The sequence below is a fragment of the Yinghuangia aomiensis genome, assembly GCF_039542225.1.
GTDB lineage: Bacteria > Actinomycetota > Actinomycetes > Streptomycetales > Streptomycetaceae > Yinghuangia > Yinghuangia aomiensis.
In genome coordinates this window covers 21,528-45,889 of the sequence record NZ_BAABHS010000048.1, presented here as the reverse complement: position 1 = coordinate 45,889, position 24,362 = coordinate 21,528, and the positions used below count along the sequence as shown (strand labels likewise).

At 72.0% G+C, this 24,362-nt stretch carries 17 protein-coding genes and 2 pseudogenes; 10 read left to right on the top strand and 9 right to left on the bottom strand.

Features of this window, described 5'->3' with window-relative positions; all coding sequences use genetic code 11:
- Positions 1–860 precede the first annotated feature (860 nt).
- Positions 861–1,709 (top strand): GNAT family N-acetyltransferase, encoded by an 849-nt coding sequence (locus tag ABEA93_RS37945; protein ID WP_345680529.1) that lies wholly within the window; start codon positions 861–863, stop codon positions 1,707–1,709.
- 111 nt (positions 1,710–1,820) lie between these two features.
- Here the strand turns inward: ABEA93_RS37945 and ABEA93_RS37940 are convergent, their stop codons facing one another.
- The 3 genes from ABEA93_RS37940 to ABEA93_RS37930 all read right to left on the bottom strand — a co-directional run bounded on the left by ABEA93_RS37940 (position 1,821) and on the right by ABEA93_RS37930 (position 5,033).
- A complete protein-coding gene (locus tag ABEA93_RS37940; RefSeq protein WP_345680528.1) occupies positions 1,821–2,009 on the bottom strand; it encodes a hypothetical protein in 189 nt (62 codons plus the stop codon).
- A 677-nt stretch (positions 2,010–2,686) separates the two neighbouring features.
- Positions 2,687–4,162 (bottom strand): AAA family ATPase, encoded by a 1,476-nt coding sequence (locus ABEA93_RS37935; RefSeq protein WP_345680527.1) that lies wholly within the window; start codon positions 4,160–4,162, stop codon positions 2,687–2,689.
- 517 nt (positions 4,163–4,679) lie between these two features.
- Complete coding sequence (locus tag ABEA93_RS37930) at positions 4,680–5,033, bottom strand: hypothetical protein (RefSeq protein ID WP_345680526.1); 354 nt, start codon at positions 5,031–5,033, stop codon at positions 4,680–4,682.
- A 125-nt stretch (positions 5,034–5,158) separates the two neighbouring features.
- Between ABEA93_RS37930 and ABEA93_RS37925 the strand changes: the two genes are divergently transcribed.
- On the top strand, positions 5,159–5,827 hold the full coding sequence (locus ABEA93_RS37925; protein WP_345680525.1) for an ArsR/SmtB family transcription factor: 669 nt from the start codon (positions 5,159–5,161) through the stop codon (positions 5,825–5,827).
- 7 nt (positions 5,828–5,834) lie between these two features.
- Here ABEA93_RS37925 and ABEA93_RS37920 read toward each other — a convergent pair whose 3' ends face one another.
- The 3 genes and pseudogenes from ABEA93_RS37920 to ABEA93_RS42240 form a co-directional block, all read right to left on the bottom strand.
- Positions 5,835–6,455, bottom strand: a complete 621-nt coding sequence (locus ABEA93_RS37920) for a hypothetical protein (RefSeq protein ID WP_345680524.1) — start codon at positions 6,453–6,455, stop codon at positions 5,835–5,837.
- Positions 6,456–10,745 (bottom strand): type II toxin-antitoxin system prevent-host-death family antitoxin, encoded by a 4,290-nt coding sequence (locus ABEA93_RS37915; protein ID WP_345680523.1) that lies wholly within the window; start codon positions 10,743–10,745, stop codon positions 6,456–6,458. It lies immediately after the preceding gene.
- A gap of 600 nt (positions 10,746–11,345) precedes the next feature.
- Positions 11,346–12,101: pseudogene (locus tag ABEA93_RS42240) on the bottom strand (type II toxin-antitoxin system Phd/YefM family antitoxin); the annotation flags it as partial.
- Between the two features lie 2,120 nt (positions 12,102–14,221).
- Between ABEA93_RS42240 and ABEA93_RS37910 the strand changes: the two are divergent.
- From ABEA93_RS37910 to ABEA93_RS37900, 3 genes and pseudogenes are all read left to right on the top strand, one after another.
- Positions 14,222–14,326: pseudogene (locus tag ABEA93_RS37910) on the top strand (helicase associated domain-containing protein); the annotation flags it as partial.
- 9 nt (positions 14,327–14,335) lie between these two features.
- Positions 14,336–15,037, top strand: a complete 702-nt coding sequence (locus ABEA93_RS37905; protein WP_345680522.1) for a helicase associated domain-containing protein — start codon at positions 14,336–14,338, stop codon at positions 15,035–15,037.
- Positions 15,034–15,588, top strand: a complete 555-nt coding sequence (locus ABEA93_RS37900) for a hypothetical protein (RefSeq protein WP_345680521.1) — start codon at positions 15,034–15,036, stop codon at positions 15,586–15,588. Before ABEA93_RS37905 ends, ABEA93_RS37900 begins: the two co-directional genes overlap by 4 nt.
- An 80-nt stretch (positions 15,589–15,668) precedes the next feature.
- Here ABEA93_RS37900 and ABEA93_RS37895 read toward each other — a convergent pair whose 3' ends face one another.
- Positions 15,669–16,421 carry a hypothetical protein gene (locus ABEA93_RS37895; RefSeq protein ID WP_345680520.1) on the bottom strand — a complete coding sequence of 251 codons (753 nt, stop codon included), beginning with the start codon at positions 16,419–16,421 and terminating at the stop codon, positions 15,669–15,671.
- Between the two features lie 486 nt (positions 16,422–16,907).
- A complete protein-coding gene (locus tag ABEA93_RS37890) occupies positions 16,908–17,432 on the bottom strand; it encodes a hypothetical protein (RefSeq protein ID WP_345680519.1) in 525 nt (174 codons plus the stop codon).
- A 381-nt stretch (positions 17,433–17,813) separates the two neighbouring features.
- Between ABEA93_RS37890 and ABEA93_RS37885 the strand changes: the two genes are divergently transcribed.
- Together ABEA93_RS37885 and ABEA93_RS37880 are read left to right on the top strand one after the other, a co-directional pair.
- The gene (locus ABEA93_RS37885; protein ID WP_345680518.1) at positions 17,814–18,389 is read left to right on the top strand and encodes a hypothetical protein; all 576 of its coding nucleotides are present in this window, start codon (positions 17,814–17,816) and stop codon (positions 18,387–18,389) included.
- A complete protein-coding gene (locus ABEA93_RS37880) occupies positions 18,383–19,318 on the top strand; it encodes a hypothetical protein (protein ID WP_345680517.1) in 936 nt (311 codons plus the stop codon). Before ABEA93_RS37885 ends, ABEA93_RS37880 begins: the two co-directional genes overlap by 7 nt.
- Positions 19,319–19,475: 157 nt before the next feature.
- On the opposite strand, the gene ABEA93_RS37875 is transcribed toward ABEA93_RS37880, so the two are convergent.
- Positions 19,476–19,766, bottom strand: coding sequence for a DUF6300 family protein (locus tag ABEA93_RS37875; RefSeq protein ID WP_345680516.1), 291 nt, complete (start codon positions 19,764–19,766; stop codon positions 19,476–19,478).
- Positions 19,767–20,901: 1,135 nt separating this feature from the next.
- Between ABEA93_RS37875 and ABEA93_RS37870 the strand changes: the two genes are divergently transcribed.
- The 3 genes from ABEA93_RS37870 to ABEA93_RS37860 are packed head-to-tail and all read left to right on the top strand — an operon-like array spanning position 20,902 to position 24,349.
- Positions 20,902–22,038 carry a pyridoxal phosphate-dependent aminotransferase gene (locus ABEA93_RS37870; protein ID WP_345680515.1) on the top strand — a complete coding sequence of 379 codons (1,137 nt, stop codon included), beginning with the start codon at positions 20,902–20,904 and terminating at the stop codon, positions 22,036–22,038.
- Positions 22,035–23,339: a LeuA family protein gene (locus ABEA93_RS37865; RefSeq protein ID WP_345680514.1), complete on the top strand. Its 1,305-nt coding sequence runs from the start codon at positions 22,035–22,037 to the stop codon at positions 23,337–23,339. Before ABEA93_RS37870 ends, ABEA93_RS37865 begins: the two co-directional genes overlap by 4 nt.
- Entirely contained in the window at positions 23,336–24,349 is a 1,014-nt protein-coding gene (locus tag ABEA93_RS37860) for an iron-containing redox enzyme family protein (RefSeq protein WP_345680513.1), read from the top strand. Before ABEA93_RS37865 ends, ABEA93_RS37860 begins: the two co-directional genes overlap by 4 nt.
- Positions 24,350–24,362 lie beyond the last annotated feature (13 nt).

Here is a 24,362-nt window from a genome sequence, read left to right as displayed (position 1 = left end):
CGAACGGAGTCCCCGGAGCCTGCGGGCTGCCGATGCAGAACGAATCGGTGATCGCCATCCCCTTGGCCCAGACGTCCCGACAGCCATCGGGACGAGCCGGAACCCGGCCATCCGCAACGCCAGCGTTCGACTCGGCCAGGTGTTGCGGTCATCTGCAGGCGGTCCCTACGTGCGGAGCCGGACGAGGCTCCAGACAACGGTCCGCGGCCTGCGCTGGGGCAATCCCCGCACACACGAGGCCGACCGAGGTTGAGTTCCTTGGCCCTCGCCGCCGCGCGATCCTCACGCGCATGGGCGACACTCTCGGTCAAGCCGCGTTCTACGCGGATCACGAGCAATCCCCGCACGCACGGGGCCGATGCCGTCCGGCGCGCCACGTCCGGCAACATGGCCGAGCAATCCCCGCGCGCACGGGGCCGACGGCTGCCGCCGGTTCCCGTAGGTGCGTTGTTCCGAGCAATCCCCGCACACACGGAGCCGATACTTCGCGACCTGGGAGTTCGCGGCAGCAACGCGTGACGGACCTCATGCACTCGCAACCGCCGCGGCGAAGCAGGACCGCCGGAACAATGCGGCGCCGGCTGCCACGCACAGATGCCAGATGCCAGCAGCCGCACCGAGATTCCCGAAGGACCCCCAAGATCAGTACCGGAACGCAACATACAGCGGCGCATGGCCTTCAGGTGCAGGTCGTGGTCTCCCTCGTTGGATGATCGCGGGCTGCGGGGCTGTCACGAACAACCGACGCGCGGGCTGTCCAGAACACGAGCCCGCGTCCCGTGCCCGGCGCCGGGGCGGGCGGGTGGGGCTAGCGTTGCCGGAACCATCCGTAGCCGGAACGCTGCTCCAGGAAAGCGCCGATGCCGATGTTCGTGATTGGTACTGCCAGTGGCCGCGACATCTCCACGATGCGCGACTGGGCCATCGCCGAAGGATGGGATCAAGGATTCCACGACCACCTCGCGTTCGCGCCCGCGGATCCACACGGGTTCCTCATCGGGCGTTTGAAGGGCGAGCCTGTCGCCTGCATATCCGCGGTCCGTTACGGCACCGACCACGGCTTCATCGGCTACTACATCGTGCTCCCCGAAGCCCGCGGCAAGGGCTACGGCCTGTCGATCTTCCGCAGCGCCATGGACCACCTGTCCGGGCGCCTGGTCGGTTTGGACAGCGTCCCGGATCAGCAGGACAACTACCGCACGTCCGGGTTCCGCACCGCCTGGGAGAACATCCGGTTCGCCGGCCGTCCCTCAGGCGCGGCCCCGACCAGCACCGACACCGAGATCGTCGACGCGGCCGCCGTCCCGTTCGCCGACCTCGCCGCATACGACGCGCGGTTCTTCCCCGCGCCCCGCGATGCCTTCCTCTCCGCATGGACCATGCTGCCCGGCCATACCGCCGTCGCGGCCTTGCACGACGGCCGGGTCACCGGATTCGGCGTCATCCGACCCAGCACCGGCCCGTGGCGCGTCGGCCCGCTCCATGCGGACTCCCCGGGCCTTGCCGCAACCGTGCTCGCCGCCCTCTCCGAGACAACCGGAGGCGACCGGCTGCGGATCGACGTCCCCGAGACCCAAACGCACTTCATCCGCCACCTGACAACCGCAGGCATGACCCCGATCAGCCGCAACACACGCATGTACACCGGCGAACCCCCCGCCATCGACTCCACCGGGATCTACGGCATCACCAACGGCGAACTCGGCTGACACACCACAACCCACAACACCATCACCGCCAGGCCGGCTCGAAGACGAGCACTCGGATGTCACCGGTTGCCGCAGGACGGCCGCGGCGCACCGGGTGGGCTCGGGGCCGCCCTACAGCGTGGCGCGGTGGTGCCGGGCACAGGTGACCAGGATCGCGGCCGCGAAGCGGGAGCCGGTGGTCTCGAGGTCCAGGGAGGACGGCGAGTTCTCGTCGCGTTCGACAGGAGCTTCGCCGTCGGCGGGATCGCGGCGGTGGTGAGCGTTGCGGTGGCCCTGGCGAGGGGGGACGGGGACGCCCACCCCTGGACCGGCAACGCCCCGGACGCGCCGCGCGAGTCGTACTCCAGCGCACGGCCCGCATGGCTGCATCGCCTGCGGGGCGGTGGAAGACCAGCTTGGGGACCGCGTCGGCGTCCTCGGCCAGGCCATCAGCGAACTCCGTTCCCCAGCAGTGCTGTTCGCGGCGTTCGCTGTCGCTGACGACCGTGGCGAGGTCTCCGTTCCCGGGGGTACCGGCAGGCGGGTATTGGAGGCGGGGCCCGCACGATCCGGCAGCACCGGGGCCGGGCGGCAGGCTGCGAGGCCCACATGGGAGACATGCGTGTAGGCGCGCCAGTCGGAGTCGGGTTCGGCGATGACGTCCCGGATGTCCGCGAGCACAGCCTGGTCGCCGGCGACGAGGGCGTCGACGGCGGCGTGGGAAAGCGGGTGCCCATGACGACGGCCCGCTCCCGGTCGACCCGACACATCCGCCGTCCGAGGAAGGGCGGCGGTGCACTCGCAGTTCGTCCCGGCGCCGGGCCGCAGGACAACGTCCTGGTTGACGGGCAGGTGGAGAGTGCCTGTGGCGAAGCGGGGACGTGCGACCTGGACGGCAGCCGACAGCGGCTATCGGTCCGCGGGGAAGGGCCGCAGTGGCTCCCGATGTCACCGCGCAACGACTCCTATGGGCGGTGCCGCTGCTGTCCGGAGAGGGGTCATCGGGCGTACAGGTCTGCGAGGGAGACCAGGCGCACGGTGTCGTCCTGGTGTGCGCGTGCTTTCAGGTGGTCGGTGAATCCGGCGGCGCCGAAGCACGCGAGGGTGCAGTTGTCGGTGTCGTTGCCGCGCGCGGCAAGGGTGTCGCGGGCGCGCAGCAGCCGATCCAGGTGGGGCAGTCCCATGGTCGTCCCCCATTTTGCTTCGCCGAGCAGGGCGATGCGGGGGCGGCGGCCGCCGCTGCCGCGTTCGACGACGGCGGCGTCGACCTCGACGGAGGTCCGGGTGTGCGTGTCGGTGACCACTCCGGCCCCCACCTCGCCGAGGCTGCCGTGGGCGAGGTGGGAGCCGTCGCCCAGGAGGTACTCCCGGCACATGGCCTCGAAGTGGGGTCCGGCGACCTGGGCGGCGAACCTTTCGGCTGATGCCGCCCACACCCGGTCGGCCTGGCCGAGCTCCAGGCGCCCCCAGGCCGGGCGCATGATCGCCTCGTAGAAGGTAATGAGGGGTTCGGCGATGCGGTAGCGGGACTTGCCCTGCCGGAAGATGTCGGCTTCGCGGGTCAGCAGGTGGGAGTCCTCCAGCACGTTGAGGGGGTGGGAGATGTCCACGGCCTTGCGTCCGATGTAGCCGGCGATGCCGCCGCGGGTGGTGTTGCCCTCGGCCACGGCCGCGAGGACCGAGTGGTACAGCGAGGTCTCGCGGATGTCTGTTTCCTCGGCCAGCAGGTAGCGGGCTTCGCGGAACAGCGGGCTGCGCGGGGACAGCACCGCGCGGCACACCCAGTCGCCGAAGTCGGCGAGGTCGCGGGGCACGTCGTCGGCGAGGAACTGCCTGCGGTACGCCGGTGTCCCGCCGAGCACCGCCCCCAGCCGTGCGGCGAGGTCCGGCCGGTCGGCGACCTCCCAGAAGCGTGCGGCGGCGGTGAAGTCGAAGGGCCTCACGACCAGTTCCAGCTGTGCCCGGCCGCGCAGCGGTGCGGACCCGGCGAGCAGGTTGCCCATCACGGACATCGCCGATCCGCACAGCAGCAGCCGCATCCGGCTGGGTTGCGTCTGGTGCCGGTCGATCTCGCGTTGGATGAGCGACGGCAGCTCGGGCACCACCTTGGCCAGGTAGGGGAATTCGTCCAGCACCACGACCTGCGGGCCGTCACCACGAGTCGGGTCGGCCAACCCGAACAGGAAGGTGACGGCGTCGTCCCACGTCGCGAACGTGAACGGCGCCGGCGCACCGAGGTAGTCGGCCACGGCCGCGCCGAGCTGGCGCAAAGACTCGGCCGCGGTGGCTGCGGTGGCCCCGAAGTACAGGCCTTGGGTCTGCTCGGCCAGCGCCCGCAGCAGATACGTCTTGCCCATCCTCCTGCGGCCGCTCACCACGGCCAGCATCGCCTGCGAGGAGGCACGGGAGGCGAACGCGGCCAACGACCGCCACTCGGCATCCCGATCGAACACACGGGGCGGCTTCGCAGGCATGACCACTCCGGGGCATAGACAAGGGATGCACTCCTAAGGAGTGTAATCCTCTGGAAAGCCGGGCGGTGGTGCGGGCGGCCTGGGGCCGCAGTGCAGACGGAGTTCACCGGCGCCACCCGATGCGGCCTCCGCGCCTGACCCCGGCCTGACCCCGGCCGGATCCCGGCCGGATCCCGGTTTCGACGGGGCCACCGCAGTCCACCGGGCAGGAGTCGTTGCCCCGGACCGGCGGTGCCGGCGAGTTCCGGCCCGGAGCCGAGACGCCGAGCGCCCGACACGGCGCGGGACGGCGGTCGGGCCCGCAGGCCAGGGGACCGGCGTCCGGCACCGGCCGGGGCGGCTGCCGAGGCCGCGGGTCGGGTCCGCGCCCGGGCCGCAGGGCGCGGCCCGGGCGGGCGTGCCCGCGAGAACCGGGATGCCGGATCGGCCGGGGCCGTCTGCTTCGTGACGTGCGCCGCGTCCTGTCCGAACGGAGAAGGGTCGCGGTTCCGCCCCCTCCCGCGCCCGGCGGGGGGAGTCAGGTGCGGCGCAGGAAGTAGACCGCGTTGAGGAGTGCCAGGCCGGTCCAGGAAGTCAGCGCCGCAGGGGTTCCGTCGGCCGCCCACGGAATGGCGGCGGCACCGATGGCCGCCGAGCCCAGCACGACCGCCGGTCCGGTCCGGCGGTCCCTGGCGGCGGCGCAGCCCAGCAGTCCGGGCTCCGCGAGCCGGTCGGCGAGTTGGTCGTCGAAGGCCTCGGCCACCCGGTCGTCGATCCGGTCGCCCAGCCGTGCGACGAGGGCATCGACTGCCGGGTCGCGGCGGGCGGCCGCGTCGGGTGCGCCGGACGCCGGCCCGCCGCAGTCCCGGACGGTGTCGGATCGTTCTGCCATGTCCTGTGCTCCTCCCCGCAGTCGGGCGGTGCCGGCAGGTCGCCGCACCGGCCCACAACCCCACGGTACGTGATTGCAGAATCTTCTGCAAAGATTTTTGCGATTATTCTGTACCATGAGGAGGCATGAGCCCTCCCCCACCCGAGCGCGCCGCATCCGGCAACGGCGACCGGTCCGCGATCTATCGGACGCTCGCCAACCCGCTGCGCCGACGCATCCTCGGCCATCTACAACGGCACGGGGAGGCAAACTCCACCGGACTCGCGAAAGCGCTCGACGAAAGCACCGGGACGACCAGCTACCACCTGCGCAAACTCGCAGAGCAGGGCTTCGTCGAGGAAATCACCGAGCGCTCGACCGGCCGCGAACGATGGTGGCGCCCGCTGCCGTTCGACATCCGGATGCCCGATCCGGAGAAGATGGCCGCCGCGGAGCTGTCCGCCGCCATGGCCTTCACCCGGAGGCGTGCCGACCAGGACGTGGACCTCTACTTCCGCGTCCTCACGCAATACGAAGGCCCGGGAGGCTGGGCGCAGTTGATGCGCGGCAACTTCCACATGACCAAAGACGAGCTCCTCGCCTTCGTCGAGGAGTACAGCGCTTTGCTGTGGAAGTACGGGCACACCCCCCAAGACGCCCCCGAGGGGGCCCGGCGCGTCGCCCTGCGGCTCTTCGCCGTCCCGGACGCTGGCACGGACGAGCGCGAGGGAGACGAGGGAGACGAGGGAGACGAGGGCGGCCACGGCGCCCCCGCGCCCGGGCCTGCGGGCACGCCACGGTCCCCGGCGCGCTGAGGACGCCTCAGGCGCCGAGGCCGATGTGGGAGACGTAGGTGTAGGCGCCCCAGTCGGAGTCGAGTTCGGCGATGACGTCGTCCCAGATGTCCGCGAGAGCCGCCTCGTTCCCGGCGGCGAGGGCGTCGACGGCGTCGTCCCAGATGTACCGGACCTGCAGGCGGCGCATCCGCAGGTTGTCCCGGCGCCGGGACGGGACGACGACGTCCTGGTTGACCGGGTGGATCTCCACGGCGGTGCCGCGGCCGTTGTTGTTGAGGTGCTGCTTGAGGGCTCCGGGGTTCGCCAGGACGTTGCGGGCGCGCAGGTTCCAGTACGCGGTGTCGATCGCTTCGGCGTTGGCGGGGCGCGGGCGGCGGGCGCCTTTCGTCCAGGCGCGGAGCGTGGCCGCGGTGGCGGTGACGCCGGCGTCGGCCAGGGCCGCGGGGCCGCCCTGGTGGGTGGTCAGGTAGCGCATGCGGGCCCTCAGGCCGCGGCGGGTCGTCACCGGGGACTTGATGCCGCCCTCGGTGATCATCCGCTCCAGGGCGTCCTCCAGGGCCCGGCCGAGCGCGGTCTTGCCGTGGACGTTGCCCGGGTCGCGGTCCGCCCCGTACGTCCCGAAGACCCGCCATCCGTCGGTCGACACCTACCGGCCCCCCTCTTCCGCCTCGGCACCGGCCTCAATTCCGGCTGCTTCTTCTTCGGATGTGCGGGGCAGGGTGTACCGGTCTTTCGTTTTCGTCTGGGTCACGTTCCGGCCCTCCGGGAAAATCTCCCGCCAATCGCCGCCGGTGACGTGGAGTTCGTCGGTGCCGCGCAACTGCACCAGGGTGAGACCGGCCTGATAAGCCTTGTGTCCTTTTCGCCAGAGGTTCGCGAAGGCCTGCGAGCGGATGATGTGCATCCACTCGGGTCGGCGGAGGTCGCGGTTCGAGCTGGACTCCCCGATCGTGGAGGTGAATTTCGCGTACATGGATTTGATGTACGCCTCGGCCACCGTGTCGCCGTTCTCGATGGCGTCCTCGCGGGCCAGGGTCAGGACCCGGCGCAGCTTCTCGAGCAGGTCTTCCGACGCGCCGGAAGTCCAGTTCTCGGCGATGGCCGGGGCCTCGCACAGCCCCTGCTCCGCGCAGCGGATCAGCAGCCGGACCGTGGGGTCGCCGAGGATGACCGGGCCGGTCTCGCGGCGGTTCCCGATCGGGTCCGGAAGCTGCGGATGCGCCCACCGGGGGCGGGACTTCAGCAGGTACATGCCGGAGCGCCTCCGGTCGAAACCGCCGTTCGGGTCGTGCACGAGCTTCCCGATCGGCAGATGCGCCTTCCACGCCGACAGGAACGCGGCGTTCGTGTCCAGGACGTCGACGGTCACCGGGGCGCGGCCGGCCTCCAACTCGCCCAAGAGGACCGCGTTGGACCACTTGTGGCGGCCCTCCCACACCTCGTCCACCCCCGCACGGGTCTTCTTCCGGAGGATTTCCGGGAGTTCCGGATAGACGGTGTGCTCGTACCGCGAACCCACCCGGCAGGAATCGAAAAGCGCCATCACATCAGGAATAGCCCTTTTCTCCAGAGCGGCGGACGCGGCCTCGACGTCGCCGTCGTGCTCGGCAAGGGCCCGGTCGACCGCGCGCGTGATCACGGCGGTGTGGTCCGAGTAGTCCCGGCCGCCGTACCGCCCCTCCCCCACGGGCACGGCCGTCCGCCGTCCGGGCGCGGCGGTGGTGTGCGGCGCAGCGGGCGCCTGACCGGGCGCTTGCGCGGGTGTGGACGGGGCTTGCACGCCTTGGTGGGGCTTGGTGGTGGTGCGCGGCGCAGCGGAGGGTTCGGCGGGCTCCGAAGGCTGCTCCGGGGCCCGGGCGGGGGTATCCGCGGCGTGCTGTCCGACCGCGGCGGGCGCGGGCGTTGCCGTGGACGGGGCAGGACCGGCGGCAGGGTGCAGCGCGGTCCCGGGGCGGGTCACCTCGGGCCACTCCCCCGGAACGACAGCGGCCTGGCCGGGAGCGGTGGTGCTGGTGGCAGAAGCCGGCGGGGCGGGCGAAGGGCCGGGCGTGGCGGGGAGGTTCGGTACATGGCCGTGCGCGGCCGGGCCGGGCGCGGCGCCGGGCGGGGTGGGCGGCAGGCTGCCGGGGGCCGGGCGGGCGGGCGGGTTCTGCAGGCGGGCGTGGGCGAGGTCCGCGTGCAGGACCGTGTCGCCGAGGACGCCGAGGTCGCGCTCGGCCACGGTCGCGTGGACCCAGGAGCCGTCGGCGGTCAGGAGCACCCGCACGTCCGCGGCGTCGCCCGCGGCCGCCGCGTCCGGGCCCACGGCAGCGGGGCTGTCGAGGACGGCGAGGACCGGGACGCGGCGGGTGCGGGCCAGATGCGCCAGCTCCTGGACGGCGTCGGTCACCTGGGCCGGGCCGGACAGCGGCAGGCGCGTGTCCCGGGCGGTTTGCAGGCGGTCGACGACCACCAGCGCCAGGCCCTCGACGCCGGCCGCGGACTGGGCGACGTCCGCGGCGGTCAGGCCCGCGCCGTCGTCGAGGTACAGGGGGGCGGCGGCGAGTTCGCCGTAGAGGGTGCGGACGTCGTCCTGTTCGGCGGGGGTCAGCCGGCTGGCGCGCAGGCGGCGGTAGTCCACCGGCAGATGCGCGGCGACGATCCGCGCCGTGACGTCCGCGGCGGTCAGGCCCGACGCGGCGTACAGGACCGGCAGGTCCCGGTCCAGGGCGGTCGTACGGGCCGCCGCCGTCGCGAGGAGGCTCCCGCCGGTCCCGGGTGCCGCGGCGACGAGGTACAGGCGGCCGGGCTGCAAAGGGCCGAGGAGGTCGTCCAGGACGCGGATCCCCAGCGCCGCCCCCGCGGCGGGCGTCTCGGCATCGGTGCCGTCGGCGTTGTCGGGGGCGGGCGGGGCAAGGACCGTGTCCAGGACATCCGCGAACACGGCCAACGACCGCCGGGACCGCGGCACAGCAGGCGCGGCGGCGGTCGGCGCAGCGGGGTCGGGCGCAGTCTGGGCGGGGGCGGCCGGCGCGGTGGAAGGCGTCACGGCGAGGTCGGATCCGGGCACAGCGGCCGGGGCGGGCGGCGCAGCAGCGGGAACGGCAGGGCCGGGCGCAGCGGAGGCCGGGGCGGGGGCGGGCGCTGTGGTGGGGGCGGGCAGGGGCGTGATGGAGGCTCCCTCGTCGGTGGCCGGTGTGGCCGCGGTGGGCGTGGGTGGTGCGGTGGTGGGCTCCGCGGGGCGCGCCGGGATGGCGGGCGCAGCAGCGGAGGCAGGCGGGGCCGCGTCGGGAGCCGGAGCAGCAGGGGGCGCGGATTCCGGAGTCGGCGGGACCGTGCCACCGGGCGCGGAACCAGCCGGCGGGGCGGGCACGGGCACCGCAGCGGCGGCGGGTACGGCGGGACCCGGCGCGGCGGCCGGGACGCCGAGCCCGGCAGCGGGGGCCGCGGCAGCGGTGAGGGCGGTGACGGGTCCGGGCGCAGCAGCGGCGGCCGGGGCTGTGGGGGCAGCAGCAGGCGCGGTGGCGCCCGCAGGACCCGACGCGGCGGCCGGGACGCCGGGCGCAGCAGCGGGAGCCGTGGTGGGCGTCGGGGCGGCAGGGCCGGGCATGGCAGCGGGGGCTGCGGCCGGAGACGGGACGGGTGGGACCGTTCCGGGAGTGGGGGCGGGTTCCGGAGCCGCGGGGCGGGACGCGGTGGCGGAGGCCGGAGCAGGCGCAGGCCCGGCGGTCGGTGCGGATGCGGTCGCGGTGCCGGGGGCGCCGGCGGTGGGCGTGGCGGCCGGGGCCGGAGCGGTGGCGGGCGGGGTCGTTGCCGGGTGCGGCGCGGGCGCGCCGGGGGCGGGAACGGCCGCTGTGCCGGGCGCGGTCGGAGTGCCGGTGGCCGGAGTGCCGGGCGCACCGGTGGTGGTGGGGAGGAGCACGGCGACCGGGGTGGAGTGGCGGCGCAGGACCTGCGGGCGCCCCTGGGCTGCGGCGCGGACGAGGTCGCCGAGGTGCAGGCGGCCCTCCACGATCGAATACACCCGCGCCGCGGCCACGTTCCAGCCGAGCGCGGCAGCGGCCGCCGGGGCGGTCAGGACCGCGTGGTCGCCACCCGACGACAACCGGGTCGGGATACCTGCGGCGGCGTTTTTGACCAGGCGCGGGAGCGTCGCCCGGGCCTCGTGCAACGTCGCAGGGCCCGGCACCGCAGCGACCGGGGCCGGGGTCGCGGCCGGCGCGGGTGCCGCGGCAGCGGGCGGGACCGGGGTCGCGGCGGGGGCAGGAGCGGCCGGCACCGCGGCAGCAGGGACGGGTGCCGCCGGGGTGGGGGCAACTGGGGCCAAGGTGCCCGCCAAGCCCGCGGCCAGGCCCTGGGTGGAACCGGACGCGGCCGCGGGGGCCGTACGGGCGGAGGCAGCCGCCGCGGCGGCTTCGGAGACGGCCGGGGCCACCGCCGGAACACCGGGCGCAGCAGGGGCGGTCGGGGCGCCGGACGCCGCGGGGGCCGGGACGTCGGGGATGGGAGCCGGAGCGGCCGCCGGGGCCGTAGCGGGGACAGGCCCGGGGGCGGCCGCCGGGCCGGGGGCGGGCGGTGCGGCCGCCGGGGCCGGAACGGGCGCGGCGGATCCCGGCAGGGCGGCGGGGCCCTGCCCGGCGGGGCCCTGCCCGGCGGGGCCGGTACCGGGCACCGCCCGGCCGTCGGCCGGAACGGCGGTGGCGGGGACGGCGGTGGCGGGGAGGAGCACCGCGACCGGGTGGGAGTGGCGACTCACGACCTGCGGGCGGCCCGCCGCGGCGTCCTGGACCAACCGGCCCAGATGCTTACGCGCGTCCGCGACACCGTAAGCGGGAGCTGTGGTGAGGTCCCAGCCCAGCGCGGCGGCGGCCTTGGGGCTGGTCAGCCAAGCGTGGTGCGGGCCGGTCGCGATGCTGGTCGTCGTGCCCTGGGTGGCGGCGTCCAACAGCTTCGGCAACGCGGCACGCGTCGCATGCAAGGTCCCGGGGCCCGGAACCGGCACCAGACCGGCAGCAGCAGAAGCCGGGGCCGCGCCGGAACCGGCGCCCGCGGCGGGGCCAGCGCCGGCAGGCGCAGCGGCGGCTTCCCCGGGCACGGCGGACGACGCGGCCGGGACGGCAGATACCACGGCAGGCGCGGCCGGACCGGCAGCAGACGGGACGGCGCCGGGCGCAGCGGGAGACTCCCCCACACCCGCCGACGCCGACGCCGCGGAAGCAGCGGTCGACGACGGAGCCGCGGGGACGGCCGAGGCCGCGGCGGGAGCAGCAGCCGGAGCCGCGACGGTCGGGGCAGCGGGGGAAACATCAGACAGCTGTTCGGCATTGGTGGGGGCCGGACCCGCGGGCGGTGCTGCGGCCGCAGCGGCCGGGGACACGCCGGGCGCAGCGGAGCGGACCGAACGGGAACCGGGCGCGGTGGGACGCTCGCCCGCGCTCTCCCCTGTGCCCGCTGACACGGACACGGGAGCAGCAGCCGAGGCCGGGGCGGTGGAGGCCGGAACGGTCACGGCGGATCCCGACGGGGCGGCGGGGCCGGTACCGGGGGCAGCGGGGAGCAGGATCGCGACCGGGGTGGAATGGCGGCTCACGATCTGCGGGCGGCCCGCAGCGGCGTCCTGGATCAGGTCGCCCAAGCGCTTACGCGCGTCCGTGACACCGTGGGTGGGGGCGGCGCCCACGTTCCAGCCCAGCGCCGCAGCCGCGTCGGGGACGGTCAGGACGGCGTGGTGGCCGCCGGACGACAAGACCGTGGCGGTACCCGCCGCCGCGGCACGCAGCAACCGCGGCAACTCCGCCCGGGCCTCGCGCAACGTCGCCGGACCCGGCACCCCCGAAGGCACCGCCGAAGGCACCGCCGGGACACTCGCTGGAGAAACCGGGGCCGGGGCCTCGGCAGCAACGGCGGTCGAGGTCTCGGACGGAGCGCCGCCAGCAGCAGCCGGAGCCGCGGTGTCGGCCGAGACGGCGGGACCGGCAGACGCAGCAGCGGCCAGGCCGACGCCCGGAACAGCGTTGGGACCAAGCCCCGCAGCCGCGGGGCTGACGGGGACGGTGGGAGCGGCCGGCACAGCAGCAGCGGACGAGGCAGCAGCCGAACGCGTACGCTTCCGGACCGACTTCGACTTGGTCCCCGGCACAGCATCGCCCGGGTCCGCACCGGCCGGCACAGCAGCGGCGGCCGGGGCCGGAGCAGCGGGAGTCGTCGGGGATACGGCGACCGCGGAAGCGGGCTCGGGCGGCGTGTCCTGGCCGGAGGGCAGGCCGGTCAGGGCGGGGCGCAGGTGCTGTTCGACAGCGTCCTGCAGGAGCATGTACAAGGCGGTTGCGCGGGCGCTGGTCGGGCCGCCGAACGCTTCACGGGGCGAGGTCAGGAGGACGTGCCAGTGCGCGCCGGTGACCCGGCCGCGGGCCAGAGCCGTGACCGCGCCACGCAACAGGCGGCCCTCGGCAGACGCGAGCCGGCCACGGGCCGGAGAGACCAGCCGGTGGGCCGCCAGGCTCGCGTTCCGGGAGAAACGCGCCGGCACCGCGGACCAGAACCCGTCGTCCGGAGGCGGGAGCACCAAACCAGCCGCCACACCCACCGACACAGCAGCCGGGGCGGGAGAGGCTTCGGGGACGGACGGCGGCATGACGGCAGGGGCAACCGCTGAGGTCGGGGCGGAGGTCTCAGCGAGGGAAGACGCCGCAGGGCCGACCGGAGCGGGCGCGGGGGACGCCGAAGGCCCGCGGGCACTCCCCCGCTTCCGACCGGACACGGCCGAACCCGGAGCAGGTCCATCGGTCTCCGGCACAGCGGCGGCAGCGGGCGTGGCCGGGGCGGAAGTCCGGCGGGGCACGCCAGCCGCCGCAGCGGACGCCCGGACCCGGGCCGCGGCCGCGCCTGCGGCTGCGGATGGGTCTGCGGCAGGGGCGGGCAGTGCGGGGCGGATGTAGCGGGCCCAGGTCAGCTCGAGGAGGTCCCACACCTCCTGCGCGGCCGCGTGCCGGGGGCTGCCGAACACGGCACGGTCGGTGGTGAGGAGCACATGCCAGTCACCGCCGGTCGCACGCACCTCCGCGAGCGCGGTCAACGCATCCCGCAACGGCCGGCCGCCCGCAGCCGCGAGACGACCCCGCGGCGGCGTGACCAGAGGCTGTGCGGCCGTCGCCAAGACCTCGAGGACCTCGAACGGCGGCACCTCCGGATCCATCCACAACACATCACCCGGAGACGGAAGTTGAAAGCCCCCAGCCAGCCCGACAGACACCGAAACCGGTGGCGGAACACTCGCGGCGCGGCCAGGCACAGCGGAAGCAGGAGCAGGAGCCAGGGCAGCAGGAGCCGGGGTGTTCGGTACATTGGCCGGAACGGTCTCCGTATCGGCGTCCGAGAACAACACCTCCGGAGCCGAGGCCTCCACCGTCCGCTCGCCCGCCCCGGCCAGACCCGGACTCATGGTCGCCTTCGACCGGGACGACCCCGACCGCCCCGACCCCTGCTTCGGGTTCGGATCCGCGGTCGACCCCAACGGCTTCGATCGCTTCGACGGCTTCGACGCCACCACCAGGAACGCCCCCTTCGCACCACGCGGCCCACACCAGCAGCCGGAAAAATGTACCTGCGATGGAGAGCCTAACGCATGCGGTACACAACATGACGCAGACACAAGAAAATGTCACGACGGGCGGCAAGGGTGGGGCGGTCGGGGCGCACCGCCCGGCTCGGCCTCGAGGTGGGGGTGGGTGTGCTTCGCCAGTCGGATGCAGTGAGGTACGCACAGCACGGCGCCGATCGCCCCGCGAAGTACAGCGGCTGCGGAGGCGGCAATCGCCATATGCCGACGCCGTATTCGTGCACGAGGGCGACGAGAACCACCTTGTCCGCCAGCGCTGGCGACCACATCAACCGTGTACCGGTGCTCGGGCTCGGGGCGTCCGTGAAGCCAACCTGCCCGTGACAGCTGCAGAAAGCCCGGACAGGCCAGGTGGCTCGGTGAGCCGGTCAGCGACGTAGTACGGGAGTTCGGCATCGACGGGCCGAGCAGCTGGCCGGGCAGGCAACCCGCGCCCTACCACGCAGAGCAACCAGGCCACGCCCCGCAGGAGCCGCCGGGACGGCGCCCGGAAGCCCCGCAGAAGCTGCAATCCCGGCCCAACACGGCACAGCACACACAACAGCCGACAGCAGCGAACGAAGCCGCGGCGCAGCGCCGGGCGACGGCGGACAGGACAGCCACAGCACAGCGGGGCCAGCGGCAGGAAGCCCCCGGAGCGGGCACGGCGCGGCGGGGGCAGGCAGCCCGCGGGGCGGCCGCGGCACCCCGGGGCCGGGCAGCGTCCATGCCGCGGCCGGCAGCCGACGACAGGGCGGGGTGCGGGCCCCCCTCCCCCGCCACGACACCGACACCGACGACGACCAGGACCGTACCCCGGACGCCCCCTCCCCGAAATCCGGGCAACCGCCGCCGGCTACCCCCTCGGCATCTGGATCAACCGACAACGCACCGCCTACGCCGCAGACCAGCTCACCGGGCTGCGGGTCCAGCGCCTCAACGGCCTCGGCATGGTCTGGGACCACGCCGACGCCGCCTTCGACGAGCAACTCGCGGCCGCACGCGTCTACTTCACCAACCACGGCACCCTCGCCGCACCCCGCACCGCCACCGCCCTCGACAAACCCGTCGGCCAATGGCTCTCCAACCAACGCCGCCCCGGCGCCCTCACCGACCACCCGAAACGCGCAGCCGCCCTCGCCGCCATCGACCCCGACTGGAACCCCACCTGGCCCCTCGACTGGCAACGCCACTACGCCGGCGTACGCGAATCCCTCGCCGCAGGCGCGGCGTTGGACGAGTTGGTACCCGGCGTCACCATCCACGGACACGACATCGGACACTGGCTCGACCGCCAGCGGCAGCCCGTGGTGTGGCAAGGCCTCAGCACCGCGCAGCGGGAACGGCTCACCGAACTCGGCATCGAGCCCCTGGCCGGCCCCCAAGACCCGGAAGGCCCCGAAAGCCGCTCAGAAGGCCTCAGGAGGCCCTTCCGGAGCCTTCGAGAAGGGCCTGGCAACGATCCGGCAGACAACGCTCGGACTGGCTCTGTGACGGTTCCCAGGGGCCACGTGGAGGTACTGGAAGCGGGCCCCGAGGGCGGCGCTCTGGTGAAGCTCGGCGTGTGGCTCTCCAACACCAAGTCCCGCCGCGCCAAACTCAGCGACCAGCAACTCGACTTGCTCGCCAAGGAAGGACTCGACTGGCGATGAACGACACGACGAAGGACGAAACTGCGGGCGCCGGCGGGCCGGGTGCGTTCGTGACGCTGTTCAGCCTGCCTTTCGACGGCAGCGGATTCCTGGAGGCCGAGGTGGCGCCGGACGGGGAGCAGGTCACGATCCGTACCCAGCGGTGGCCCTTGGCCCCTCTCGCCCCGGACGACGGGCCGTGGGTGAGCGGGTCGGTGGCGTACACGCACATGGCGCCGCGGGACGTGGACCTGGTCCTCCACGACGCGGCCACCGCCCAGCCGTGGTGCACGTTCGGGGCAGCGGCCCCGCTGCGTGTCGCGCACGACCTGGGCGTCTTCCTCGCCCACGCACGCGCACGCGCCGCCCGGCCGCTACGCGACCTCGAGGAAGCCCTGCGCCGAGCGCGCTACGCGGTCTGGGCCGCCGAACGCGGCCCCGCCGCGAACCCCCGCGACGCCGACACCGCACGCGACCGAGCCGCTGCCGCCGAGGACGCGCTGACGGGCTGCGGCGGGAACCCCGACCTTGCATGGCCCCACCGCGGCCATGACGACGGCACCCTCCTGTAAACACACCCAACGACAAACCCGAAATGGGGGCGCAGCAGCGATGCCGCGCCCGCCTTTTCGGCGTTCCTGCAGGTGTTGCCTCAGGCGCGCCGGTGTCCGCGTTGGATGGCGGCCAGGTCCTCGAGGGTCAGTTCGGCGGTGACGGCCGCGGCCTTGTTGGAGACCCAGTCGTGGATGTGCCGGGGCAGGTCGGCATCGCGGTGTCGGCGGGTGACGTCGACACCGGTGTCGCGGCCTCTTGAGGCGACGATCCGTTGGATGTAGCGGGCGAGTTCGGTCGGGCCGCCGCCGCCGTAGCCGATGTTGAAGCCGCGCAGCCGGTCCTGCGGCGCGAGCGCCAGGATGCCGTCGCCGGTGCGGATCCAGTACTGCCCTGCCTGGGCGTCGACGATCAGGGCTTCGAAGGTGTCGTTGGCGCGCAGTGCGAGCGGCGTGTAGGTGAGGTACGTCCAGGTCTCGATCGCGCCGCCGACGGTGCGGTAGTGCTCTCCGACGACGGGGAGGCCGAACTCGGGGTCGTACCAGGTCTGGCGGCAGGTGCAGCCTGAGCGCTGCACTGCGGCGGGGCTGTCCTTGTCGTCATACACGCACGGATGGAACAGGCGGGGGATCTTCGCCTTCTCCACGAGCGCGCAGTGCAGCGCGGTCGGCTCGCACGACCGGAGCCGCCCCAACCACTCGTGAACGTAGGGGCTGTCGCGTTCCTCGAACGACAAGGCCCGGTTGAACGCGGAGGCGACGTGGCCTCCCTCCGGTTCGATGTGCAGGACGAAGTGCGCCCACTCCTCGCGCGGCTCGTACGCCAGCTGCAGGTCCACCTTGTGACGGCCCATGGTGCGTGCCCCCCGAGTTCGAGAGTCCACCGCGTAGGTGCGGCCGGACGTTGCGCCTGGACGTTGCCCGGGCCCTGAACGGGACAACCCCGCCGGAAGACTGCCCGGCGCCTCCGCGCCGGGCGCGCGAATCTGGTTCCATCGTCCGCGTTGGGGCGTATGGCCGGGGCTCCCCTCCCCGGGGCGGGGAGAGAGGCCGGCGCACTTTGGGCTGCCCGCACCTGCGCTCCCGGCGCGGCTCGTGGTGGCACTGGCGCAAGCACGGTGGGAGCGGATCGGCCGACCAGCGTCGGCGTGAACCTCCCCGGCCGCGGCTGGCTCGAGCGCCGCACCGGATAGGCCCAATGGGCATGTGCGCTTCGTCAGGGCCGTGTCAATCGGGCGGCCCCGCAGGGTACGGCTGGCTCGTCAGCGGAACGGGCGAGTGCCAGCCTGTGCGCTCAGCACCCCACAAACGACGAGGAGGGAGGCTGACGGCCCAGGCTGCTACCTGCGGAAAAGCCTTGCAAGCCATGATCGCTTGGGTCGCTCGGCCCGGTCGGCTGGGACCGCCGTGGAAGCTTCGGGGGCCGAACTTCCCGCAGGTTTCTCCCACTCTTCCGGGGCCATGGCGTACAGGAGCTCCTGCAGTCGCCTGTCCAGCGCGCGCATTGCCTCTGCCACCGGTGACTCGCCCGTGTCTTTGGGTTTCTCTTCCGGGGCTTGCGTCGCCTCGGTGGGGCGGGTCCGTTCGGGGGTTCGTCGCGTTGCGATGATGGCAGCTTCCTTCTCCAGCTGCCGGTCGATCCAGCCATAGTTCGCGATATACCGGTCGGGCTCTGACTCGACGTCGGAGACCGCCATCGCCCAAGCGTCTGCGGCCTCGGCGGCGTCGCGGAACCCGCCGACCCCGTCCACCTGCCAGGTGACGCCGCTGTACACACCCGGAGCAGCATCGTGCAGGTGCGTCACGTCATCGCGACTGCGCGGGATCCCACTGCCTTCCGAAGTCTCCGGCGAAATCTCCGTCATACCAACGGTATTAGCAGCCGCCGATGCTCCGAACAACAGTCGCGGCCGCCAACTCCGGATCGTGGTTGCGTAGGGCGTGCACGGTCGGCCGCTGAGTACAAGTCGTCGCACGCTACGCGGGATCGTCCCGGCCGACGTGTATGCGAGCCATGCGGACGGGTTCCATGCTGTGGTCATGCGGCTGTCCGGGCGGGGGCACCCGTTCGAGGACGGGCGGGGCGCGTCCGGCCGAGGCAGGCACTGGTGACTGCCCCGGCCCGCGCGGACGGGCTTGCTTGGCTGCGGGCTCCGGAGCAACAGCGGGTGCGAGGCGGGCGGTTGGCTAGGGTCCTGTACGAACGTGATCTTCATATGGCGGATACGCCGATCGGGGGCATAGGGGTGCGCACGCGAACGACAGCCGCGGCCGCGGTCATGGCCGGGGTCTTCCTGGCCGCTGCCGGATGTTCGTCCGACTCGGGATCGGATGCGGCCGCGTCCAGCCCGCCGCCCGCGCCGTCCTCACCATCCGCCCCGGCGTCGCCGTCGGCGGAGGACCAGGCGCGCGAGCAGGTCCTGGCCGCGTACGCGAAGTACGCGGCCGCTTCCGACCGCGTGCAGCACGAGGGCCGGGCCCCGGCGATGGGCGGCGACGAGAAGACGTACATGACCGACAAGGCCCGGACCGAGTACCAGGCGATCGGCCTGGACATGGAGGCGGAGAAGACCCGGGTCACGGGCGATGTGGTCCGCACCCCGGCGGTGACCGTGCTGGACCTGGCGAGCACCCCGCCGCGGGCGACGATCACCGCGTGCCTGGATGTGTCCGCGATCAAGCTGGTCGACGCCGCGGGCAAGCCGGTGACCACCAACGTGCAGGCGCCGCGGTACGTGCAGACCGCCGCCCTCGTCCGTGACGGCGACGGCGGGGCCTGGCGCGTCGACGGCGTGACATCCGACCGGCAGCGCACGTGTTGACCCGCCCACACCGCCGTGTCACCACGCTGTCCGTCCTCGGGACCGTGATCGCGGCAGCGGCCCTCGGCGCCCTGGCCGCCACGCCCGCCCACGCCGAAGGGGGCTGCAAGGACGGCCGCCTGGTCTGTGTCGGCGTCGATACCCCCGGCAGCCCAGGCACCACCACCCCGTCGGGGGACACCTCGGGCAGCGGCCCGGCCCCCGGTTGCACGTGGGGCGCGATGACCGTGCAGTGCTCCCTGCCGGGCAAGGGCTTCTTCTACCAGGGCTGCTACTACACCGCGGCTGCGGCTCCCGCGCCGGACGACCCGGTGTGGCAGACCAGCGGCAAGTCTCCGGGTGATACGTCCGGCGGGTTCTACAACCCCACCTACTGCCTGCCCGGCGAGGAGGGCGTCCAGGGCAACCTGCGGTGGCTGCCGATCCCGGCCGCGGCGACGATGACGCCGGAGGAACTGGCGCGTCGCGCATTGTCGAAGCTGCGGCTGCTGCCCCCGCCCATGCACCTCACCCCGGGCCCGGGCAAGACGGGGCTGGTGTCGCTGCCGGTGTGGCTGTGGGTCGACGCGAATGCGAATACGTGGGGGCCGGCGTCCGATACGGATGCCGACGGCCCGCTGTCGCTCACGTTGACCGCGGCGGTGGAGCGGATCGTGTGGGACATGGGCGACGGCGACACCGTCACCTGCACCACCCCTGGCGTTCCGTACGACCCCGCGTACGGCGACCGGATGTCACCGGAGTGCGGCTACGCCTACCAGCACATCTCCAAGGGCCAGCCGAACGACGCCTTCACCGTCACCGCCACCACGCACTGGAAAGTCACCTGGACCGCGAGCACCGGCGCCACCGGGACCATCCCCGGCGTCACCCGCACCTCAACGGTCGGCGACATCCGCGTCGGCGAACTCCAAGTCGTGAACACCTGAAGCCGCATGCACTGAAAGCGCGGCCTGCTCACGGCAGGCCGCGCCAGCGCTGGACGGGGAGCACGCAGCCGGAAGACCGCAGCGCAGACGGCAGCCGTCGCCCTTCCTCTCCCCTCCCCAGGGCGGGCCCTACGCCGCAGCTTGGTGCTGCGGCCGGTCAGGTAGCGCGGCCGGTCTCGGTGTCGACCCACTCCCAGCCGCGTTTGGCCATCTCGGACTTCATCCACGCGGTCATCAACCGCGCCCCCTCCTCCGTGGCGGCGCGATCACCCCCGGAGCCCCGACCGTCGACCAACACCCAAGCAATCATCTGCGCCGCGGCCGGGTCGTCCCGGTCGCAGGCCGCGCACAGCTCCAGCACCTCGCCGTTGGCGAAGGCGTTCATCATCACTGGCGCACCGCACCGCGTACACGGCGACGTCTGCCTCACGGCAACCTTTGCTCGCATGGCGCCTCCTCGTCCCATGACCGGAAGATCACGTTCCCGGGGCCGACCACCGTAGGGGCGAACGCATCGAAAAGACAGCAGAATCAACAAAATCGCGACCGAAATCCCGCCGGAGCCGCCGCGTCACATCGACAGCAAAATGGCGGCTCGGCGCGCGTGACGGCTAGGACGCGGAGCGGAGACGGACTCAGGCGGCACCGAAGTCGACCTTCGATTTCGTCGTCGTCCTGCAGGGCGTCTGGCGCGCAGGACGGGCGGTACCCACCCATGCCGTGCACCCCGCCGCTGTGCGCGGCGGCCCAGGTCAGGTAGCGCCAGACCTGGACACGGTCGTCCCAGCCGTTGGCCGGCTCCTGGCCTTCTCGACCCATGCGGTGTCCCCACGCCACACGTTGCGGCGGTCCACATACCCCTGAACAGCAGAGCCGGACAGTTGATGTGTTGTCAGGGGGGGCCAAGCGCGATGAGTTCGTCCGGCTTGGTGCCAGGTGAGGGTCAGCGGACGTTGCAGATGTCGGCCACGTCGTCCACAGGGAAAGGTGTTCACTGGCGATACGGCAAACGCTGGTGGCGATCGAGCTATGGGGGACGGGTAGCTCAATCGTGGGCCTGCCTGACTACAGTCCGTATCCGGGCGGGCACGTTGAAAGTCAAGAACGGCGAAGGCCCCGGAGGCACCGGAAACCGCCGGGGGAGGCTCGGCTGCTTGGAGTCGCGCAACCAGTGAGAGAGATCGGAACGCGAGGCTACCCAGGGCACCCGACCGCCGAGGACCGTACCTCCTCCCTCACGGAGTCCACTGTGTGTGATCGCTCTGCCGAAGGCTTGGCTCGAGCCGCGACGATATTGCGCATCTGCGCCGGGCCCATGGACCGTGAATAGCGTCGTCTGGAAATCGATGTTTGCCGATGCGGAGTGTCCAACGGGCGCATGATCGCCCCTGCCGCCCCCCACGCAGCGAGTACGCTCCCTCTGAAAATTCGACGGGTCGGACCGTTTCAATAAGGTCGCTATCGACAAATTCGAGGGCTCAGTGCATGCTCGCCGCCGCGAGGACTATGTGATGCAACTACGGTCGCATTAGGGCCAATCCTCGCCCGTTTCGCCATTTCCCTTCTTTCTCGAGAGAGTTCCCTTGACGCGTAATCTTACTGAGCGGCAGGTCGCCGTTCTCAGCAATGAGTACAACCTTGCCGATGGCCACGCCTACCGGCAGTGGAACGCGGCCGAACAGGCCGTGATCGATGCCACGCCCAGCAAGTTCCGCCAGGTCGACCGCCGTCGTCACAAGGCGATCGAGGCCACCTACTTCGGTACGTTCTTCTCGCTCGCGGCCCAGACGCTGGACACCTCGCACTTCGAGATGTTCCCGTGTTTCACGGCGTCGACCGGGATCGAGATCATTGCCAATTACCTTCGATTGAACAATCTTTCCGTCACTCTCATCGAGCCGTGCTTCGACAACCTCAAAGACATCCTCAGACGTCACCAGATTCCGCTGAGCCCGTTCCCGGACGACCTCCTGGAGGCCGGCGGAGACGTACTGGACGATTTCCTGGAGCGGGTGACGACCGACGTCCTGTTCCTGGTGAGTCCAAACAATCCCACCGGGTCGATGGCCGGGAAGAACAATCTTTCCCGAATAATCGACTTCTGCGCACGGCGTAACAAGACGCTGATCCTGGACTCCTGCTTCCGCTTCTACGTGCCGGACGGCGAGGTCTACGACCAGTACCGGATGCTGATCGACTCGGGCATCGATTGCATCGTCATCGAGGACACCGGCAAGACCTGGCCCAGCCTGGAGCTCAAGGCGCCGTTCATCTCGGTCTCCGAACGCCTGGTGGATCCGATCTCCCGGATCAACTCGGACTTCCTGCTCCACGTCTCGCCGTTCGCCATCGATCTCATGACGGACTTTCTCGAGCTCTCGGCCAAGGACGGCCGCGGGCACATCCGGGCCGTGTCCGACCAGAACCGAGCCGCGCTCTACGCCGCGCTTGAGCCGACCTTCCTGACGCCGGTCGAGCGTCCGTTCATGAGCGTTTCCTGGCTGAGGATCGAGGCGGAGATTCCTGCGGTCGCTCTGACCGAGGTCCTGGGCAGGGAGAACGTGCACGTCCTGCCGGGGAATCAGTTCTACTGGACCGACGAGTCGCTCGGGGACTCCTATCTCCGAGTCGCTCTGATGCGCGAGCCGGCCATGTTTGCTCAGGCGGCCGCCAAGCTCGCCGAGGTCTGCCAGCGGCTCGGCTTACCGGTGGCGTCGTGACCGTTGCTGCGGATGCGGTGGCCCGCGACTGGCTGCACTCATGGAACCCGGATGGTCTTGGCCGCTACGACCAGGTACGGGTCGAGGATGACGTACGGGAGTCCCTGCAGAACGTGCGCGTCCACCGGCCCACGCTCGAACAACGCAAGCAGATGCTGGAGTTGAGCGCTCAGGTGGGGGTCCAGGTCACCTTTCTGGGATTCCCCGCGGCGTCCGCCGCAGAGCGGGAGCAGTGTGCCGCACTGGTCGGCCACCTCGCCGACAAGAAGCTCCCCCAAGAGCCGGTCCTGATGGCCCGCGCCGTCGCCGCCGACGTTCGGGCGGTCCTTGAGATCCAGCAGCAGCAGTCGGCCCCGGTGACGGCGGACCTCTATCTGAGCAGCAGTCCGATCCGGGCACGGGTCGAGAACTGGTCCGTACGGGAGATGCTGGAGCGGCTGAAGGCCATGGCCCGCTTGGCCGCGGGCGAAGGACTCGACTTCCGCATCGCCTTCGAAGACTCCACCCGCACACCGCCGGGCTATCTCGCCCCCTGTGTCAAGGCCGCGCTCGACGTGGGCGCGAAGTGCGTCGTCCTCAACGACACCGCCGGCGACTGCGTGCCAGCCGGGGCTTCGCGCCACACCGAGTTCGTCGCCGACCTGATCGCCAAGTCCGGCACGGATACCGAACTTTCCTGGCACGGACACAACGACAAGGGCCTGGCCCTCGCGAATTCACTGGCCGCAATCGAGGCCGGCGCCACCCTCATCAGCGGCACCTTCACCGGCCTGGGCGAACGAACCGGCAACACGCCCCTCGAACAGCTCTTGGTGCTCCTGGTGAACGCCGGGACCCCCCGGTATGACCTCAGCCAGCTCGTTCCGATGTGCGAGCTGATCGCCGCCGCCACCGGTGTCGAGATCCCCACCCACCTGCCCGTGGTCGGGGCCGACGCTTTCAGCACGTCGACCGGTACCCACGCCACCGCGGTACTCAAGGCACGGGCTCTCGGCCCGGACTTCGAGGATGCCGTCTACTCGGCGGTCAGCGCACGGCGACTCGGTCGGGAGCAGGAACTGCTCCTAGGGCCGAACAGCAGCCGGCCTGCCGTTAGCGCGGTACTCGACGCAATGGCGCTCCCCGTCACCGGCGACGACATCGACGCCCTGCTCGCCCACTGCAAACAGCACCGCCGCACCCTGCGCACCCGTGAAGACATCCTGAACGCCCTCGGCTTCGTCACGGACCCGTCCGGTCCACCGCCGAGCGGCACGACCCTGACTTCCGGCGTCCGCTCCGAGAACCGGAGAACCGTATGAAGCTCCCCGCACCACGAGGCCCGATCAGTACCGAGCTGTTCGAAGGGATGCGCCACGCGCCGGGCCCCTTTCCACCCGGCGTGGGCAAGCTCGTCGCCGCCCGCGCCCGCTCGGACGAGGACGCCCGTACCTGCGAGGACGTCCAGATCAGCCTGTTCGTCTGCTACGGCATGCACTACGGCACGTTCGACGACGTCGACGAGCGATGGGAATGGCAGCCCTCCCTGCTGGAGATCCGGGCCGGCCTGGAGGAAGTCTTCGAACGCGACTTCACGAAAGACCTGCAGATCACCGCACCGGTACCCGCCGCCGACATCCCCACGTACCTGATGGAGCTCACCTCACCAGCCCATACCTCGACGCTTCCTCGCTTCATCCACCACACGGCGACGCTGGAGCAGTTCCGCGAACTGGTGATCCACCGCTCCATCGACAACCTCCACGAGGGCGACGCGCACACCTGGGCGATCCCCCGCGTGAGCGGACGGGCCAAGAGCGCCCTGGTGGAGATCCAAGCCGACGAGTACGGCGGTGGCATGCCCGGGCGGATGCACGCGGAACTGTACGCCTACCTGATGGAGGAGCTGGATCTCGAACCCGGCTACGGCGCCTACATCGAGCAGATCCCCGCGATCGCACTCGCCATCCACAACCTCAAGTCCTTCTTCGGCCTGCACCGTCGCTGGCGGGGCGCCCTGCTGGGCAATCTCGCGGTGACCGAGATCGGCTCCTCCATCACCAACCGGAAGTACAGCGAAGCATTGGCCCGGGTCGGCGCCAGCGACCGGGCACGGTGGTTCTACGACGAGCACATCACGGCCGACGCGGTCCACGAACAGCTCGCCGCCCACGACATGTGCGGTGCCTTCGCGCACGACCACCCCGAGGAGACCGTCCGGGTCATGATCGGCGCTGCGGCGACCCTGGACATCCGGGGGATGTTCGCCAACACCGCCACCCACGCCTGGGCCGACAACGTGTCCTCACTTCGTGTCCCCACTCCCGTCTGACCGGACCACCCGT